Annotated in this window: 14 protein-coding genes and 3 tRNA genes; 6 read left to right on the top strand and 11 right to left on the bottom strand. The window is 49.6% G+C overall.

The window, feature by feature from the left end:
• Nucleotides 1–303 precede the first annotated feature (303 nt).
• From HMPREF9439_RS01910 to cyaY, 10 genes are all read right to left on the bottom strand, one after another.
• Nucleotides 304–379: transfer RNA gene (locus HMPREF9439_RS01910), tRNA-His, on the bottom strand.
• An 11-nt stretch (nt 380–390) separates the two neighbouring features.
• Nucleotides 391–467: transfer RNA gene (locus tag HMPREF9439_RS01905), tRNA-Arg, on the bottom strand.
• 30 nt (nt 468–497) lie between these two features.
• Nucleotides 498–574: transfer RNA gene (locus HMPREF9439_RS01900), tRNA-Pro, on the bottom strand.
• A 225-nt stretch (nt 575–799) separates the two neighbouring features.
• Entirely contained in the window at nt 800–1,897 is a 1,098-nt protein-coding gene (gene phoR / locus HMPREF9439_RS01895; RefSeq protein WP_008810461.1) for a phosphate regulon sensor histidine kinase PhoR, read from the bottom strand.
• 392 nt (nt 1,898–2,289) lie between these two features.
• Nucleotides 2,290–2,874 carry an IS110 family transposase gene (locus HMPREF9439_RS01890; RefSeq protein ID WP_008863474.1) on the bottom strand — a complete coding sequence of 195 codons (585 nt, stop codon included), beginning with the start codon at nt 2,872–2,874 and terminating at the stop codon, nt 2,290–2,292.
• Between the two features lie 2 nt (nt 2,875–2,876).
• Nucleotides 2,877–3,329 carry an IS110 family transposase gene (locus HMPREF9439_RS01885; protein WP_008863473.1) on the bottom strand — a complete coding sequence of 151 codons (453 nt, stop codon included), beginning with the start codon at nt 3,327–3,329 and terminating at the stop codon, nt 2,877–2,879.
• A gap of 348 nt (nt 3,330–3,677) precedes the next feature.
• On the bottom strand, nt 3,678–4,373 hold the full coding sequence (locus HMPREF9439_RS01880) for a response regulator (protein WP_008810458.1): 696 nt from the start codon (nt 4,371–4,373) through the stop codon (nt 3,678–3,680).
• Nucleotides 4,374–4,379: 6 nt separating this feature from the next.
• A complete protein-coding gene (gene glmM / locus HMPREF9439_RS01875) occupies nt 4,380–5,717 on the bottom strand; it encodes a phosphoglucosamine mutase (RefSeq protein ID WP_008810457.1) in 1,338 nt (445 codons plus the stop codon).
• Nucleotides 5,714–6,562: a dihydropteroate synthase gene (gene folP / locus HMPREF9439_RS01870; RefSeq protein ID WP_008863472.1), complete on the bottom strand. Its 849-nt coding sequence runs from the start codon at nt 6,560–6,562 to the stop codon at nt 5,714–5,716. Before folP ends, glmM begins: the two co-directional genes overlap by 4 nt.
• A gap of 1 nt (nt 6,563) precedes the next feature.
• Nucleotides 6,564–6,857: an iron donor protein CyaY gene (gene cyaY / locus HMPREF9439_RS01865; protein ID WP_008810454.1), complete on the bottom strand. Its 294-nt coding sequence runs from the start codon at nt 6,855–6,857 to the stop codon at nt 6,564–6,566.
• Between the two features lie 16 nt (nt 6,858–6,873).
• On the opposite strand from cyaY, the gene lptM reads away from it, so the two are divergent.
• The 6 genes from lptM to hemB all read left to right on the top strand — a co-directional run bounded on the left by lptM (nt 6,874) and on the right by hemB (nt 13,164).
• Nucleotides 6,874–7,185, top strand: a complete 312-nt coding sequence (lptM, locus tag HMPREF9439_RS01860) for an LPS translocon maturation chaperone LptM (protein WP_021867675.1) — start codon at nt 6,874–6,876, stop codon at nt 7,183–7,185.
• A gap of 26 nt (nt 7,186–7,211) precedes the next feature.
• The gene (gene lysA, locus HMPREF9439_RS01855; protein ID WP_008863471.1) at nt 7,212–8,525 is read left to right on the top strand and encodes a diaminopimelate decarboxylase; all 1,314 of its coding nucleotides are present in this window, start codon (nt 7,212–7,214) and stop codon (nt 8,523–8,525) included.
• Between the two features lie 535 nt (nt 8,526–9,060).
• Nucleotides 9,061–10,101 (top strand): GMP reductase, encoded by a 1,041-nt coding sequence (locus HMPREF9439_RS01850; RefSeq protein ID WP_008863470.1) that lies wholly within the window; start codon nt 9,061–9,063, stop codon nt 10,099–10,101.
• Between the two features lie 130 nt (nt 10,102–10,231).
• Complete coding sequence (gene ppk2, locus HMPREF9439_RS01845; protein WP_008863469.1) at nt 10,232–11,359, top strand: polyphosphate kinase 2; 1,128 nt, start codon at nt 10,232–10,234, stop codon at nt 11,357–11,359.
• 72 nt (nt 11,360–11,431) lie between these two features.
• Nucleotides 11,432–12,073 carry a ribosome biogenesis GTP-binding protein YihA/YsxC gene (gene yihA / locus HMPREF9439_RS01840; protein WP_008863468.1) on the top strand — a complete coding sequence of 214 codons (642 nt, stop codon included), beginning with the start codon at nt 11,432–11,434 and terminating at the stop codon, nt 12,071–12,073.
• A gap of 77 nt (nt 12,074–12,150) precedes the next feature.
• Entirely contained in the window at nt 12,151–13,164 is a 1,014-nt protein-coding gene (gene hemB, locus HMPREF9439_RS01835; RefSeq protein ID WP_040603351.1) for a porphobilinogen synthase, read from the top strand.
• A 136-nt stretch (nt 13,165–13,300) separates the two neighbouring features.
• Here the strand turns inward: hemB and HMPREF9439_RS01830 are convergent, their stop codons facing one another.
• Entirely contained in the window at nt 13,301–13,735 is a 435-nt protein-coding gene (locus tag HMPREF9439_RS01830) for an RNA-binding S4 domain-containing protein (protein ID WP_008863466.1), read from the bottom strand.
• Nucleotides 13,736–13,772: the final 37 nt, after the last annotated feature.

The raw sequence follows: 13,772 nt of genomic DNA, 5'->3' as shown, positions 1-13,772 counted from the left end.
AACAATGTGATGCAGACCAAATTCTGCGGAGGTTATTACTTCGGAGAGATCGCCGGTAAAAGAAGAAAGTTATTTGAAGCTCTCGGGGTTCCTGTGCCTGACGCTGAGCCCGAAAAGGAACAGGATTACGAAGACGAAGAAGAAACAGATTTCTAGAGAGGTCGCCCTTAGTTCAGAGGTCGGCCTCTGCTAGATACCCTAACTTCTGCAATATTTCAGTATTTCAGTCAGGCGTAATTATCTGAAAATCCAAATAAAAATGGCGTTCATTGACTATCAATGAACACCATTTCCCACATTAAGTGGGGTACGAGATGGGGCTCGAACCCACGACAACAGGAATCACAATCCTGGACTCTACCAACTGAGCTACTCGTACCACTAAAAACTTGGCCTGCCCGACAGGATTCGAACCTGTGACCCTCGGCTTAGAAGGCCGATGCTCTATCCAACTGAGCTACGGGCAGAAATTTCTACCTGCGGACAAACCTAAATTCTGGTCGGGGTGGAGAGATTCGAACTCCCGACATCCTGCTCCCAAAGCAGGCGCGCTACCAGACTACGCTACACCCCGTTAATCAAGGAAACGTGAATATAGCACAATTCCAAAATGCTTGCTTTGAAAGCTTCCGAATAAATTTACGTCGGACCGGAATCGTGATTCTACTCAACTTTAGGAAAAATTTCCACCGCATCCGACTGCTTTTTTGCTGGTCTCACTTCCAAAGATCGTCGAATCCCATCAATTCCTAGTCCGCACTGTGAGATTCGTTCTTAAGCCGACAACCTCATCAGACCATCAGACGCCTATGACCGGTGAGCTTTCCGGCACCGTGCCTGAAAGAAGGTCTTTGCTGTTGATCGGGGGCGCTAACCGAGCTTTAGAAATAATGATCTTGAAAGTCGAACCCTTCCCGAGTTCAGACTCGATCTGGAGCTGAGCCTGGTGACGGAACAAAACATGCTTCACGATGGCAAGTCCGAGGCCGGTTCCACCTGTCTCTCTGGATCGCGATTTATCCACGCGATAAAAACGCTCGGTCACACGTGGAATATGCTCCGGTGCGATACCGATCCCGTTGTCCTTAACCGACAAAATCCCGTGATCGTCTTTCACTTCCCAAGAAAGCTCAATCTTGCCGTCCTTCGGTGTGTAGCGAACAGCATTTGTCACGAGATTGGTAACTGCGCTTCGCATATCCTTAAAGTCGCCGAGAATCCCTTCCGATGCTACTTTAGCAATCTTGATTTCATGCGCGCCGCCCGAAATCATGCGTCCTTCGGCAGCTGCCTCTTCCAAAATTTCATCGACATCGATGAGCTCGCGTGATGCCGGCGCCGCATCCTGCTCCAATCGAGACAGAGCCAGGAGGTCATCCACCAGTGCGCGCATCCTCTCCGCCTGCTCCAGCATCATTTCCCAGTGCAGACGATCCTCTTCATTAAGGTTCGGATTTTCTGTTGCCAGTTCCAAAAAACCTTGAATTACTGTCAGCGGTGTCCGCAGTTCGTGAGAAACGTTTCCGACGAAATCTCGTCGGAAGTCGTCAATTCGTTTGGATTCGGTTATGTCTCGCGTCACGACGACTGTGTATTTTTTACCGGCAGAAATCACGCGAACTTCTAAAACTCGTCCGTCGGGCAGATCGATAAGCTGACGAGCTTTCCAGCGTTCAGACTGAATGTGCTGAATAAATTCCGGATTCGTAAACACATCCGTCAGCTTCTTACCGACGTCCTTTTCGGGATCCAGCGAAAGATCTCGTTCTGCGATGCGGTTCATCCATTGAATCACCAAGTCCTTTCTCAAGAGCACGACACCATCAGGAAGCGCACTGAGCGTCTGACGGAACCGGAGCTCTTTCTCTTCAAACTTGGTATGGTTTTTATCAGTCATGTTTCAGTCTTTTTACTAGTTTCTTATGTCCCAGGCTTGTCAAGTGAAAGTTTTTGTCCAGTGCGAATGGCTGCTTCCATATTCTTATTCGACACTTTTTTGCCAACCGAAGAGTTCGATTTCGAATCCTTTTAGGGCGATTCATACTGGAGTTAACCAGTTGAGTTACGAACATTATCAGGTCTTTCCGAACCTTTCTGGACAACAGTAATAACACATGTGCGCCAACTTTTTCCAGACAAATCTTTCCTCGACCTCTTAAACTTAAATAACTAAGAGGGGTTCTGATATTTTACTTGTGCATTTCATCCGCTTGTATTTTGGATTTTCGGTTATCGACGATGCAGATAGCTGCTGTGTTCTTATTCGGCCCACTTTCCCGCACCATAAGTTCATTGAGCGGCGGCCAAGATGAAGCGTCTTTCAAACTTCTCTCCTTTCTTAGCCATAATCCATAATTGTCTGGCAAGCTTATTTGCAACGGCAATAATGACCACCTTTTTTGGCTTTCTCGCTAAGATTGAAGAAACCCAGTCGGATTTGTGCTTGCTCCTACAGATGGCATGAGCACATTGAACTAGAAGAGTTCTGACCTCATTGTTACATTCATATTTCTTGGGAATGTGAGTAACAAAGTTTTTACCGCCGCTTCCGGAGCTTTTTGGAGCCAAACCTATATACGCGGCAAATTCTCTTCCGTTCTTAAAAACTTCCGGATTACAAAGCAAAACCAACATTGTCGCTGCCGTTATCGGTCCAACTCCCGGCGCAGATTGGAATAGGTCGTAGTGCTTGAGAGTCTTTGCGATGGACTCAATATTCGTTTCCAATTCTTTGATTTTTGCCATCGCCTCTTTAACTTTTGGGAAAAGAGCATTCAGCTCAGAAACTATAAATGGGCTTACGTCAGCTCGTTCCTTTAACTCAACAATTAAGGATCCGGCCTTTGCTAAGAATGCATTTACGCTTTTCCCCATAATCAACCCGTACTCAGACAAGATGCCTCTGATGTGGTTAATTTTTCGACTTTTTCTCTTTGGCGCTTCGTTCTCATCGTTTGCAGCAGCGCCAGGTCACGGATCGCTGAAGATTTGACCGGTACCTCACGCACGTCCATCACGAGAGCTGTATAGATACCGCGTGCATCGTTTTTGTCATTCTTCAGTCCAGTTACGTACGGCTTTACCAACTTTGGCGGCATAAAACGAACCGTGTGGCCAAGACTTTGCAACTCATGTGCCCAATGTTGTGAGCCACCGCAGGCTTCCATTCCGATCAGAGCGGGTGGAGTGTTTCTAAATTCATTTAGAAAATCGGCTCGTTTAACAGCTTTATTAGAAACAACGCCGTCGGAAGTAACTCTGTAGACTTGCATTACAGACTTTGCAATGTCGATACCACAAACAGATGAAAATTGAATATTATTAGTCATGAGGGGCTCCTTTTTAAGTTGTGGAAAACTTTATTGTGGCACTTAAGATGCCGTTGAGATTCGAAAGAATCGCTTTGGAGCCCCTCACTTCTACGTTTGGCGGCTAATCAGTTGTTAAAGATCTCGCTAGCATCCGCCGCACCAATTGAATGAAACTACTATTTTGAAAGCTGTCCCCGCTGCCCTTAACTTGGCGAAGATCGTGGTGCTATCTAGACGCCTGGGACATTATCGTTCACTAGTAATTTTTCATTTGATAGGAGCCGGCGCCGACCTATTTGGTCGGCGGGACTTTGAGTTTCTGGAGGTGTCTAACCTCGACTGAGTCTTGCCTCGGAGTCGATTCCTTTAGGCCTTTAAATTCGAAGCTCGATATCCGACGCCCCGAACTGTCTCGATAAAATCAGCCGCGGCTGTTCCGGCCAACTGTTTGCGCAGGCGAAGCATGTGAACGTCAACCGTTCTTTCGTCAATGTCCGCACCGACGCCCCATACTTTGTCGATGAGCTGGGCGCGTGAATAAACACGCCCCGGATGCTTGGCAAAAACCTGAAGAAATTTAAATTCCACAGCCGACAGACGCAGCGGTTTGCCGTTAACGCGTGCTTCGTACCGCTCGGCATCAATCTCAAGCGGCCCGACACGCAGCGTATCAGGAAGCGCATCTCCGCCTTTGCGGCGGATGACGGCACGAATTCTTGCGACCAACTCTCTCGGAGAGAAGGGTTTGGTCACATAGTCATCCGCTCCCGCTTCTAAACCTCGAACCCTGTCGTCCTCTTGTCCGCGCGCAGTCAGCATAATGACTGGCAGACTCTCGTTGCTGTGATAGCTCCGAAGTTCGCGCAGCCAATCAAGGCCGGCGCAGTCCGGAAGCATCCAGTCCAAAAGAATGATGTCCGGTTTGGCCGCTTCAAGATTTTTCTTTGCTTCGGCGACGTTCGCTGCCTTGCGGACTTCCATTCCGGAAGTCCGGCAGGTATAAGAAATTAACTCCAAAATTGACGGCTCATCTTCTACGATCAGAACGGATGTCGTCATCATCTCTCCTTAAGCTTCGAGCGGAATGAGTTCGGCTAATGCCTGAGCGTGCTTTTTCGCTTCACCGATATCTTCGCATTCCACCATAACACGGACCAACGGTTCCGTCCCCGAAGCGCGCACTAAAACTCTGCCTTTTCCTTCCAGCTCTTTCGAAACAGCCTTGATTGCGTCAAGCAGTGCCTGGTCTTCGTTCCAAACGTAACCGGCTTTATATCTGCGGTTAATCAAAACCTGCGGCGTCAGAGCAACTTCAGAAAGAACGGATTCGAGCGTAGAGCGGTTGCGAGCGAGCACAGACAGAACTTGGAGACTAGAAACAATACCGTCACCGGTGGTCTGCTTATCCAAAATAATGAGGTGGCCAGAGCCTTCTCCGCCTAAATCAATGCCTTCTTTAAGCATGATTTCTAAAACATAACGGTCTCCGACCTTAGCGCGGTGGAACGGAACGCCGAGCGTCTTGAACTGCTTTTCAATCGCAAAGTTCGTCATGAGTGTACCGACGACACCTTTCAGTTCGCCGCGGTTCAAACGATCCTTAGCAATGAGATAAAGCAACTGATCGCCGTTGTAGACCTGATGGCGGTCAGCCATGATCAGACGGTCGGCATCTCCGTCCAGCGCAATACCGATATCGCAGCCGGCCTTCTGAACGCGATCCGGAAGCGTTTCCGTATGGGTTGCGCCGACACCTTCATTAATATTGAATCCGTCAGGTGTATTACCTCCGCAAACGACGGTCGCACCGAGTTCATGATAGACATCCGGCGCAATGTGGTAGGCAGCGCCGTTGGCGCAGTCCACATAAATCTTGAAGCCCTTCAAATCCAGATCTGACGGGAAAGTGCTCTTGCAGAATTCGACATAGCGGCCTGCCGCGTCATCAAGACGGCGAGCTTTTCCGAGACGAGCGCTGTCTACACAGCTGAAACCGCGGTCCATTTCTTTTTCAATCTGCAGTTCCATTTCATCAGGCAGCTTGGTGCCTTTGTCCGAGAAAAACTTAATGCCGTTGTCATAGAAGGGATTATGAGAGGCGGAGATGACAACACCGGCACTCAGTCTCTGTGCTCTTGTGAGATAGGCAACAGCCGGTGTCGGAAGCGGACCGCCGAGCATCACGTCTACGCCGGCGCTTAAGAATCCGGCCTGAAGGGCGGCTTCCAACATGTAACCCGAGACGCGGGTATCTTTTCCAATAAAAACTCCGACCTCCCCGTCGGTTGTCTGCTGCTTAAGAATACGGCCGGCAGCCTGTGCCAAAAGCATGGCAAATTCTGGCGTAATCGGAGTTTGTCCGACTCTGCCTCTAACTCCGTCCGTTCCAAAATATTTTCGACTCATTTCAAATCCTTGTAGTGAACCATCGCCTTGTATATTGTGAGCGCTTCTTTCATTTGCTTAACGTCGTGAACTCGTACAATCGACGCGCCTCTTTCGACAGCGAGCAAATGCGCCGTCACCGAAGAAATCAGACGTTCTTCGGCTTTCGTAATTCCGGTAACAGCTCCGAGCGAAGACTTTCGGCTCATGCCGTACAAAAACGGATAGCCTAATGATAAAAAATCTTCTGTCTTTGCAAGCAGTTCAAAGTTCTGTGACACCGTCTTCCCGAATCCGAATCCCGGATCCAAGACGATTTTTTCCGCTGAAACTCCGAGATCCGTCAACGCCCGAGCTCTCTCAGCCAGAAAGCTCTTCACCTCAGACAGCAAATCCGTGTAAACGGGATTCTTCTGCATTGTGCGCGGTTCCCCCTGCATGTGCATCAGACACACGCCGCATCCGCTCTTCTCTGCAGCTTCTAATGCGCCGTCACGACGAAGCGCATAAACATCATTAATAATCTGTGCGCCGACCTGAGCTGCCGCAGTCATCACTTCCGGTTTACTGGTATCCACCGAAACCACTAGGCCGCGTGCGCTCAGTGCCTCAATCACAGGGATCACACGTTCCAACTCAGAGTGAACGCTTACTTCTTCCGCTCCCGGGCGAGTTGATTCTCCGCCGATATCTAAAATATCAGCGCCCTCCTCTGCCAGCTGAAGACCATGTTCTATCGCTTGTGCAGAGGAATAATATTTACCGCCGTCACTGAATGAATCAGGAGTGACGTTGACGATGCCCATGATTTTTGGAGAGGACAGATCGATGCTCCGATCGCGGCACTGCCAAAACTTCTGAACCATCTCAGCTCTCCAGCGCTTCTTTCAGACATTCTGCAAAGGGCTTTTCACCTTTGCGGTAGTTCACGAGAACACCGGCGGCGTCATAGTAAAAATGCATTCCTCCCAAAGGAGAAGCCAGCCACATCTCTTCCATAGCTTCCTGACGGTTAATCACAACGACTTTGCCATCCTCAAGTGTCAGAGTCAGGACATTGCCTTCACGATCAAAATCCACATCGGGATATTGGTCATCAACTAATTGCTCAATATCGTTGAAGGTTTTCTCCGATAACTCGATAAAATCTCTTTTTGTCATGGTAGATTTGTCAATTATGCTGAAACGTTCCCTCATTTTATTCTTTCCGTGCCTTCTCTTAACAGGCTGCGGAATCAAAGGTCCTCTGTACCTGCCGCCTAACCCGAATGATTCGTACCTCTCTCGAATCGGACAGCAAATCAACGAAATGACAGGAGAAGACACGGTCGGTGCCGCTCCCGCTGATGCCGCTCAAAAGGCACAGGATGAAGCTTTACCAGCAGAAGGAACTGACAAAAATCCGGGAGACGCAACTGAGCAGCTGCCCGACAGCGTCACAAGTCCTCTGCGCTCTGCGCCGAATAATCCGATGTCGACGGCTTACTAACACATATTCATGGGGTCAAGACAAAGATGAATCTCTCTCTTCCTAATGACCGAGAGTTCGCCTGGAAGGACGGTACTCTTTGGTGCGAAAACGTCCCGTTAAAAGATCTCGCGGCCCGCTTCGGAACTCCTTTATACGTTTATTCCAAACAAGCCATCGTCAATGCTTTTCAGAGCTATCAAAAGCCTCTGGAGCCCTATAAGCATTTGATGTGCTTTGCCGTTAAAGCAAATTCGAATCTTTCCATCATTCGACTTCTCGGGAAACTGGGTGCCGGATTCGATATCGTCTCCGAGGGAGAACTGCGCCGAATTCAAGCCGCCGGATGCGATACGAGCAAAGTGATTTTTTCGGGTGTCGCCAAGACTTATCATGAAATCGAAGCCGCGCTCGACGCCGATATCAAATGCTTCAATATTGAATCTCCGGCCGAATTAGATCGAGTCATTGCCGTTGCTCAAAAGAAAGGTAAGAAGGCTCGTGTTTCTTTCCGCGTCAATCCGGATGTGGACGCTAAGACGCACCCCTACATTTCTACCGGTCTCAAGAAAAACAAATTCGGTATCGCCTACGATCAGGCTGTCGAGCTTTATTTAAAAGCCTCCCGCAGTCCTGAACTTGAGGTCGTGGGCATTGACTGCCACATCGGTTCTCAGATTACGGATACCGCGCCTTTTGTGGATGCCTGCGAAAAGCTTTGCACCCTTCTCGACAAGCTTCGCCTGAACGGGATTGATCTTCAGCATATCGATTTCGGGGGCGGCCTGGGCATTCAGTACAGTAACGAAGCAGTTCCAAGTCCGACGGTCCTTGTGGCCGCCTTACGCAGGGTCCTAGTCAAACGAGGTTACGGCGATAAAGAAATGATCTTTGAAGCCGGCCGCTCTTTGGTCGGAAACAGCGGAGCTCTGTTGATGACTGTACAGTACATGAAACAGGGCGAGCTGAAAAACTTCTGCATAGTTGACTGCGGCATGAATGATATGATCCGACCTACGCTTTACCAGGCATGGATGCAAATCGTTCCGGTCACACCCAAAAAGGAAGAAAAAGAAACTTATTGCTACGTCGTCGGTCCTGTCTGTGAAACCGGCGATTGGCTTGGAAAAGACCGTCTGCTGAATGTTCAGGAGGGAGACCTCATGGCACTATTAAGCGCAGGAGCCTACGGGATGTCTATGGCCTCCAACTACAATTCACGCTGTCTGCCGGCCGAGGTCTTAGTCGACGGAAACAGGGCTGCCCTTATTCGTAAGCGGCAGTGTGCCGAAGAACTTTTCTCTGATGAAATTCTCGTCACCGACACTCAGCTTGGCTCAGACGGCCTCACTGATCAATAGCACGATTCTCTTAACCATAGGCTTCTGCTCAGGACAGAAGCCTATTTTCTTCTGATACCGTCATGGTCAAATGACTGAGGAAGCCGAGAATAACGCGGAGCTGAAGAAAAAGTAATCGTGCACGATTTTCTGTTCACTGAACGAATCTACATCTCGCAACCTGCCGATGGTACAAAAGCTCACACGGACTTGAGGACCAACCCAGCTCATGACGTCCGAAAATACAACGCACGACTACAGTATGATAGGTTTGAAGTACAGCTTCTAACACTAGAGCTTACTTTCTCAACATTAACTAAGTGAGGCGAAGACTCTTCCTTTCTCCGTCAACTGTTCTACGAGGCGCCCCCGAGGGATCCTTCTGAGGACAGTTGACGAAAAGAGTAAGTCTTGTGCAGAGGCTTCTTGCCTGCAGATCTCACAACTTGATAAATACGCTTGCTTTTCTTTACCTATTTAAGTTAGTCCTTCGCCTTTATTCTTGCTTTCCGTGGGAGAATGTGTCGTTAAAAACTGCCTGACTGAGACTTTTCCGATGCATATTGAAAACGAAGTTAAACTTGACTTTAAAGACGTTCTCATTCGTCCGAAACGTTCAACGCTTTCGAGCCGCTCCAATGTCGATTTAATCCGACCTTTTACACTGCGCAACAGCAGAGTTGAATACTCCGGCGTCCCTATCATTGCTGCCAACATGGACACCACCGGAACCTTTGAAATGGCTGAGGCCCTGGGAAAATACGATCTTTCCGTGGCGCTCCACAAACATTACTCTGAGGACGAGTATGTCACCTATTTCAATGGTCTCAAACGCAAGTCCACTGCCTTCTATTCCATGGGCATCACGGACAACGATTTGAAGAAATTCAAAGCAGTCATGGAACGTGCGCCAGGGGCTATCGAGTACCTCTGTATCGACGTCGCCAACGGCTACACGGAGATTTTCGTCGATTTCGTCTCCAAAATCAGAGAAGAATTCCCGCACCTTGCCATCATGGCCGGCAACGTCGTCACCGGCGACATGACGGAAGAATTGATCCTGGCGGGCGCTGATATCGTTAAAGTCGGCATCGGCCCGGGTTCGGTTTGCACCACTCGCAAGATGACCGGCGTCGGTTATCCCCAGCTCTCCGCCATCATTGAATGCGCAGACGCAGCTCACGGTCTGGGAGGCCTCATCTGCTCCGACGGCGGCTGCACTCGTCCGGGAGATATCGCCAAAGCCTTCGGCGGCGGCGCAGACTTCGTGATGCTCGGCGGCATGCTCGCCGGCCACAATGAAAGCGGCGGTGAGGTCATCGAAAAAGACGGAAAGGTCTACCGTTCTTTCTACGGAATGAGCAGCAAATCCGCTATGGACAAATATTCCGGCGGAGTTGCTAAATATCGTGCAGCAGAAGGAAAGACGGTCTACCTTGAAGACCGCGGTCCCGTTGCAGACACCGTTCAGGAAATCCTCGGCGGCGTCCGCTCGGCCTGCACATATGTCGGTGCCCGTCGACTGAAAGAACTCACGAAACGCACGACTTTCGTCCGTGTTACTCAGCAGTTAAACGAGGTCTTCGGTAAGTCGTAATCAATAGGCTTTTCCTCACGGCCGCCCTTGTGGCGGCCTTTTTTGTGCCTGAATTGACAACATTTTCTTCTATCTCCGTACAACTTACATAGAATGGTTTGATCAGTTTATTTTGGAGGGGGAGGAAACAATGAACCACTCTGTCACGCACAAAGACGCAGCTGGGCCTCAAAAAATTGACGGTCAAAATGCCGTAATCGTTGAAAAAAAATCAGAAGAACTCGAAGATTCCAAGTTTGACCTTGGCGGTTACGAAAATCCGTATCAGTATCTAAAACAATTCCTCCGAACAACGGACGAGACAGCCGCCGATAAAGTCGCTGATGCCGTCATGGGAAGTCTCACGGGGCAAGGCCAGGAGAAACTCCTGAAATCCCTCATTGAACATGCCTGCTGCAGTTTTGATAAAAAGATCTCTGCAACAGCTGACATGAACGCCCTAAGAAAGGATTTGAAGCCAGGCGAATATCCCTACGTCAACGGTTACAACCGAGATCTATACAACAAGCAGCTTCGCAGTCTGCAGATTGAACTTCTGAAACTGCAGTCATGGATTCAAAAGAAAGGCAAAAAACTTGTCATTATTTTTGAAGGACGTGATGCAGCCGGCAAAGGCGGAACCATCCAGCGCTTTACCGAGCATCTGAATCCAAGAGGCGCCAGAATCGCCGCGCTTCCAAAGCCCACGGCCACAGAAGAAGGGCAATGGTACTTCCAGCGCTACGTCGCTCACCTTCCCTCTGCCGGTGAAATGGTCTTCTTTGATCGTTCCTGGTACAACCGAGCAGTCGTCGAACCGGTCATGGGCTTCTGCACAAAGGAGCAGTACGAAACGTTCATGAAAGAAGTGCCTTCTTTTGAACGCAATCTGCTCTCAGAAGACATTATTCTCTTTAAGTTCTGGCTGAACGTGACTCGCGGAGAACAAAAACGCCGCTTCAGACAGCGCCGCAGAGATCCGCTGAAACAGTGGAAACTCTCTCCGGTCGATCTGGCTTCTCTGAATAAATGGGATGACTACACCAAACACATCAACCAAATGTTCTTTGCTACCGATACCGTAGATGCGCCTTGGACCGTTGTGGAAAGCGACGATAAGATGAGAGCGCGTTTGAACGCTATTCGCTTTGTGCTCTCCAGCCTGCCTTACACAGACAAAAACGAAAAGAAGATCGGCGAACTCGACCCCCGCATCGTTTTCCGTGCTGCGGCAGTAACCGGAACTCTCACTAAAAAAGATAAGGACGGTAAAAAATAACTGAAGAGGACCGCTTGGCCGACAAGCGGTCTTCTTTGCGTTAATCTACGCAGATTATTTATGAGGTCACTTATGAGCGCCCTTTTTGATTCAGCACGATTTGTTATGTCCGTCTCAGAGCTTATGGGGCTGCCTGAGACTGAACTCCCTGAAATTGCATTCGCCGGAAGGTCTAACGCCGGAAAGTCGACAACAATTAACGTTCTTTGCCGCCAGTCCCGCTTGGCGTTTTCTTCTAAGACACCCGGAAGAACGCAGCTTTTGAATTTTTTCGAACTCTCGCTTAAAGGAGAAATACCGAGACAAAGGATTCCCGAATGCTTCCTCGTCGACCTTCCGGGCTACGGTTATGCAAAAGCCGCTCCCGAAACGCGTAAGAACTGGGCAGGCCTCGTCGGCGGCTACGTCCAGCAAAGACCTCAGCTGATGGGTATGGTTTTGGTGATGGACGCCAGAAGACCCTTCATGCCTGCAGACGAATTCCTATTGGATTTCCTCTCCGTCAGACCCGATCTCAAGCTTCATCTCCTGCTGAATAAAGCCGACCAGCTCAAGACCATGGAAAAACGTCAGGTCTTAAACGCCGTTAAAGATCGAGCTCTGACGATGGGCAACCATGTAAGCGTCCAGCTTTTCTCAGGCCTTAAGAAAGAAGGCGTTGAGCAACTTCAGAACGTGCTTTGTACATGGCTGAACTTACCCTTAGGTAGCTAAAATTTAATTTTTGTTTCACGATTGAGCTCTATGATTATCCATAGAGCTTTTTCTTTACTTACAAACGTAGAATCGAAATGCAGACATTAGGCAAATTCCCTTCCGTTCGCATGCGCAGAATGCGTCATGATGAATTCTCCCGCCGTTTAATGCGCGAAAGCCGCGTTAGCGTCGACGATCTGATCTACCCTGTGTTCGTCATCGAAGGCAACAACAAACGCGTCCAGGTGCCTTCTATGCCCGGCGTAGAGCGTCTTTCTTTAGACCTCCTGCTCAAGCAGGCAGAAGAATGCGTCAAACTCGGCATTCCGGTCATGGCTCTCTTCCCGTCTATCGACGCTTCCTTAAAAACACCCGACGGCAGAGAAGCAGCCAATCCCGACGGTTTAATCCCTCGCGTGGTGCGTTCTTTGAAAGAACACTTCCCGGAACTCGGGGTGATGTGCGATGTCGCACTCGATCCCTACACAACACACGGTCAGGACGGCCTTATTGACGAAACCGGCTTCATCCTTAACGACGAAACCATCGAAATGCTTGTGAAGCAGATGCTTGCTCAGGCTCAGGCCGGAGCAGACATCGTTGCGCCTTCCGACATGATGGACGGTCGTATCGGCATCATCCGTGACGCTCTCGAAGCCCACGGTCTGATCTACACAAAGATCATGGCCTATTCCGCTAAATACGCCTCCTGCTACTACGGTCCTTTCAGAGATGCTGTCGGTTCTGCCTCGAACCTCGGAAAGAGCAACAAGGCCGTTTACCAGCAGGATCCGGGCAATACCAACGAAGCCCTGTGGGAAGTCGGTTTAGATCTGGCTGAAGGCGCCGATATGGTCATGGTCAAGCCCGGCATGCCGTACTTGGATGTCCTCTGGCGCGTTAAACAGGAATTCCAGGCCCCGACCTTCGCTTATCAGGTCAGCGGCGAATACTCCATGCTTATGGCCGCTTTCCAGAACGGCTGGCTCGACGAGAAAAAGACAATCATGGAAACCATGCTCTGCTTCAAGAGAGCCGGTGCAGACGGTGTCTTAACTTACTTCGCACCTCAGGTTGCCCGCTGGCTTAACGAAGAAGGCCGCAAATAATGCAGCCGCTGCGCTTTGAGAAAGAGCGCAGATAGTACAAAGCCTCTGATTCGATTGAGATTCAGAGGCTTGATTTTTGTGACAGGAAAACGTTTTGAATAGTCTGCCGGCGAACGCGCAAAACTTCGCGATCCTGCTAAAAGTCTTTCGAAGGATCAAATTCCGCCATGAATTGGCGAATTTTTCGGCCGTCGCGCTTGGTAGGACGTCCGTGATAATCGCTTCCGGGCATCGGCATAAGTCGGCTGTTTTCTTTGATACGAGTACGCGCCTCTAAGCTTTCAGGCGTTTCTTCATAGAGTGTTTGGGCCACGGTCGCACTTCCGCGTTTGGAGGAAAGAGCTTTGACAACAACGACGAAGCGCTCCTCGCCGCGAATGATTTCAAGTTGATCACCGACCCTGATATCTTTGCTCGCTTTCAGCCTGACGCCGTTCATGCGAACACGGCCGAGCTCGATATTGTCCTGAGACAAAGTTCGCGTTTTAAAAAATCGCGCTGCCCAAAGCCACTTATCCAGCCGTACTGAAGTCGATTCCTCTGCCGCCGGTTTAATCTGCGTATTCTTCATCAAATTTAGGCGCGGAGCCCCCTGCCTTCAGGCAGGG

The organism is Parasutterella excrementihominis YIT 11859 (assembly GCF_000205025.1).
Taxonomy (GTDB): domain Bacteria; phylum Pseudomonadota; class Gammaproteobacteria; order Burkholderiales; family Burkholderiaceae_F; genus Parasutterella; species Parasutterella excrementihominis.
Note: the sequence above shows the minus strand (reverse complement) of the source record. Positions and strands in the feature narration are given on the sequence as shown.

Bases quoted from the DNA above. Each gene is read 5' to 3' on its own strand.
- phoR (WP_008810461.1), bottom strand. From the start codon at position 1,897: ATGACTGATAAAAACCATACCAAGTTTGAAGAGAAAGAGCTCCGGTTC.
- HMPREF9439_RS01890 (WP_008863474.1), bottom strand. From the start codon at position 2,874: ATGGGGAAAAGCGTAAATGCATTCTTAGCAAAGGCCGGATCCTTAATT.
- HMPREF9439_RS01885 (WP_008863473.1), bottom strand. From the start codon at position 3,329: ATGACTAATAATATTCAATTTTCATCTGTTTGTGGTATCGACATTGCA.
- HMPREF9439_RS01880 (WP_008810458.1), bottom strand. From the start codon at position 4,373: ATGATGACGACATCCGTTCTGATCGTAGAAGATGAGCCGTCAATTTTG.
- glmM (WP_008810457.1), bottom strand. From the start codon at position 5,717: ATGAGTCGAAAATATTTTGGAACGGACGGAGTTAGAGGCAGAGTCGGA.
- folP (WP_008863472.1), bottom strand. From the start codon at position 6,562: ATGGTTCAGAAGTTTTGGCAGTGCCGCGATCGGAGCATCGATCTGTCC.
- cyaY (WP_008810454.1), bottom strand. From the start codon at position 6,857: ATGACAAAAAGAGATTTTATCGAGTTATCGGAGAAAACCTTCAACGAT.
- lptM (WP_021867675.1), top strand. From the start codon at position 6,874: ATGCTGAAACGTTCCCTCATTTTATTCTTTCCGTGCCTTCTCTTAACA.
- lysA (WP_008863471.1), top strand. From the start codon at position 7,212: ATGAATCTCTCTCTTCCTAATGACCGAGAGTTCGCCTGGAAGGACGGT.
- HMPREF9439_RS01850 (WP_008863470.1), top strand. From the start codon at position 9,061: ATGCATATTGAAAACGAAGTTAAACTTGACTTTAAAGACGTTCTCATT.
- ppk2 (WP_008863469.1), top strand. From the start codon at position 10,232: ATGAACCACTCTGTCACGCACAAAGACGCAGCTGGGCCTCAAAAAATT.
- yihA (WP_008863468.1), top strand. From the start codon at position 11,432: ATGAGCGCCCTTTTTGATTCAGCACGATTTGTTATGTCCGTCTCAGAG.
- hemB (WP_040603351.1), top strand. From the start codon at position 12,151: ATGCAGACATTAGGCAAATTCCCTTCCGTTCGCATGCGCAGAATGCGT.
- HMPREF9439_RS01830 (WP_008863466.1), bottom strand. From the start codon at position 13,735: ATGAAGAATACGCAGATTAAACCGGCGGCAGAGGAATCGACTTCAGTA.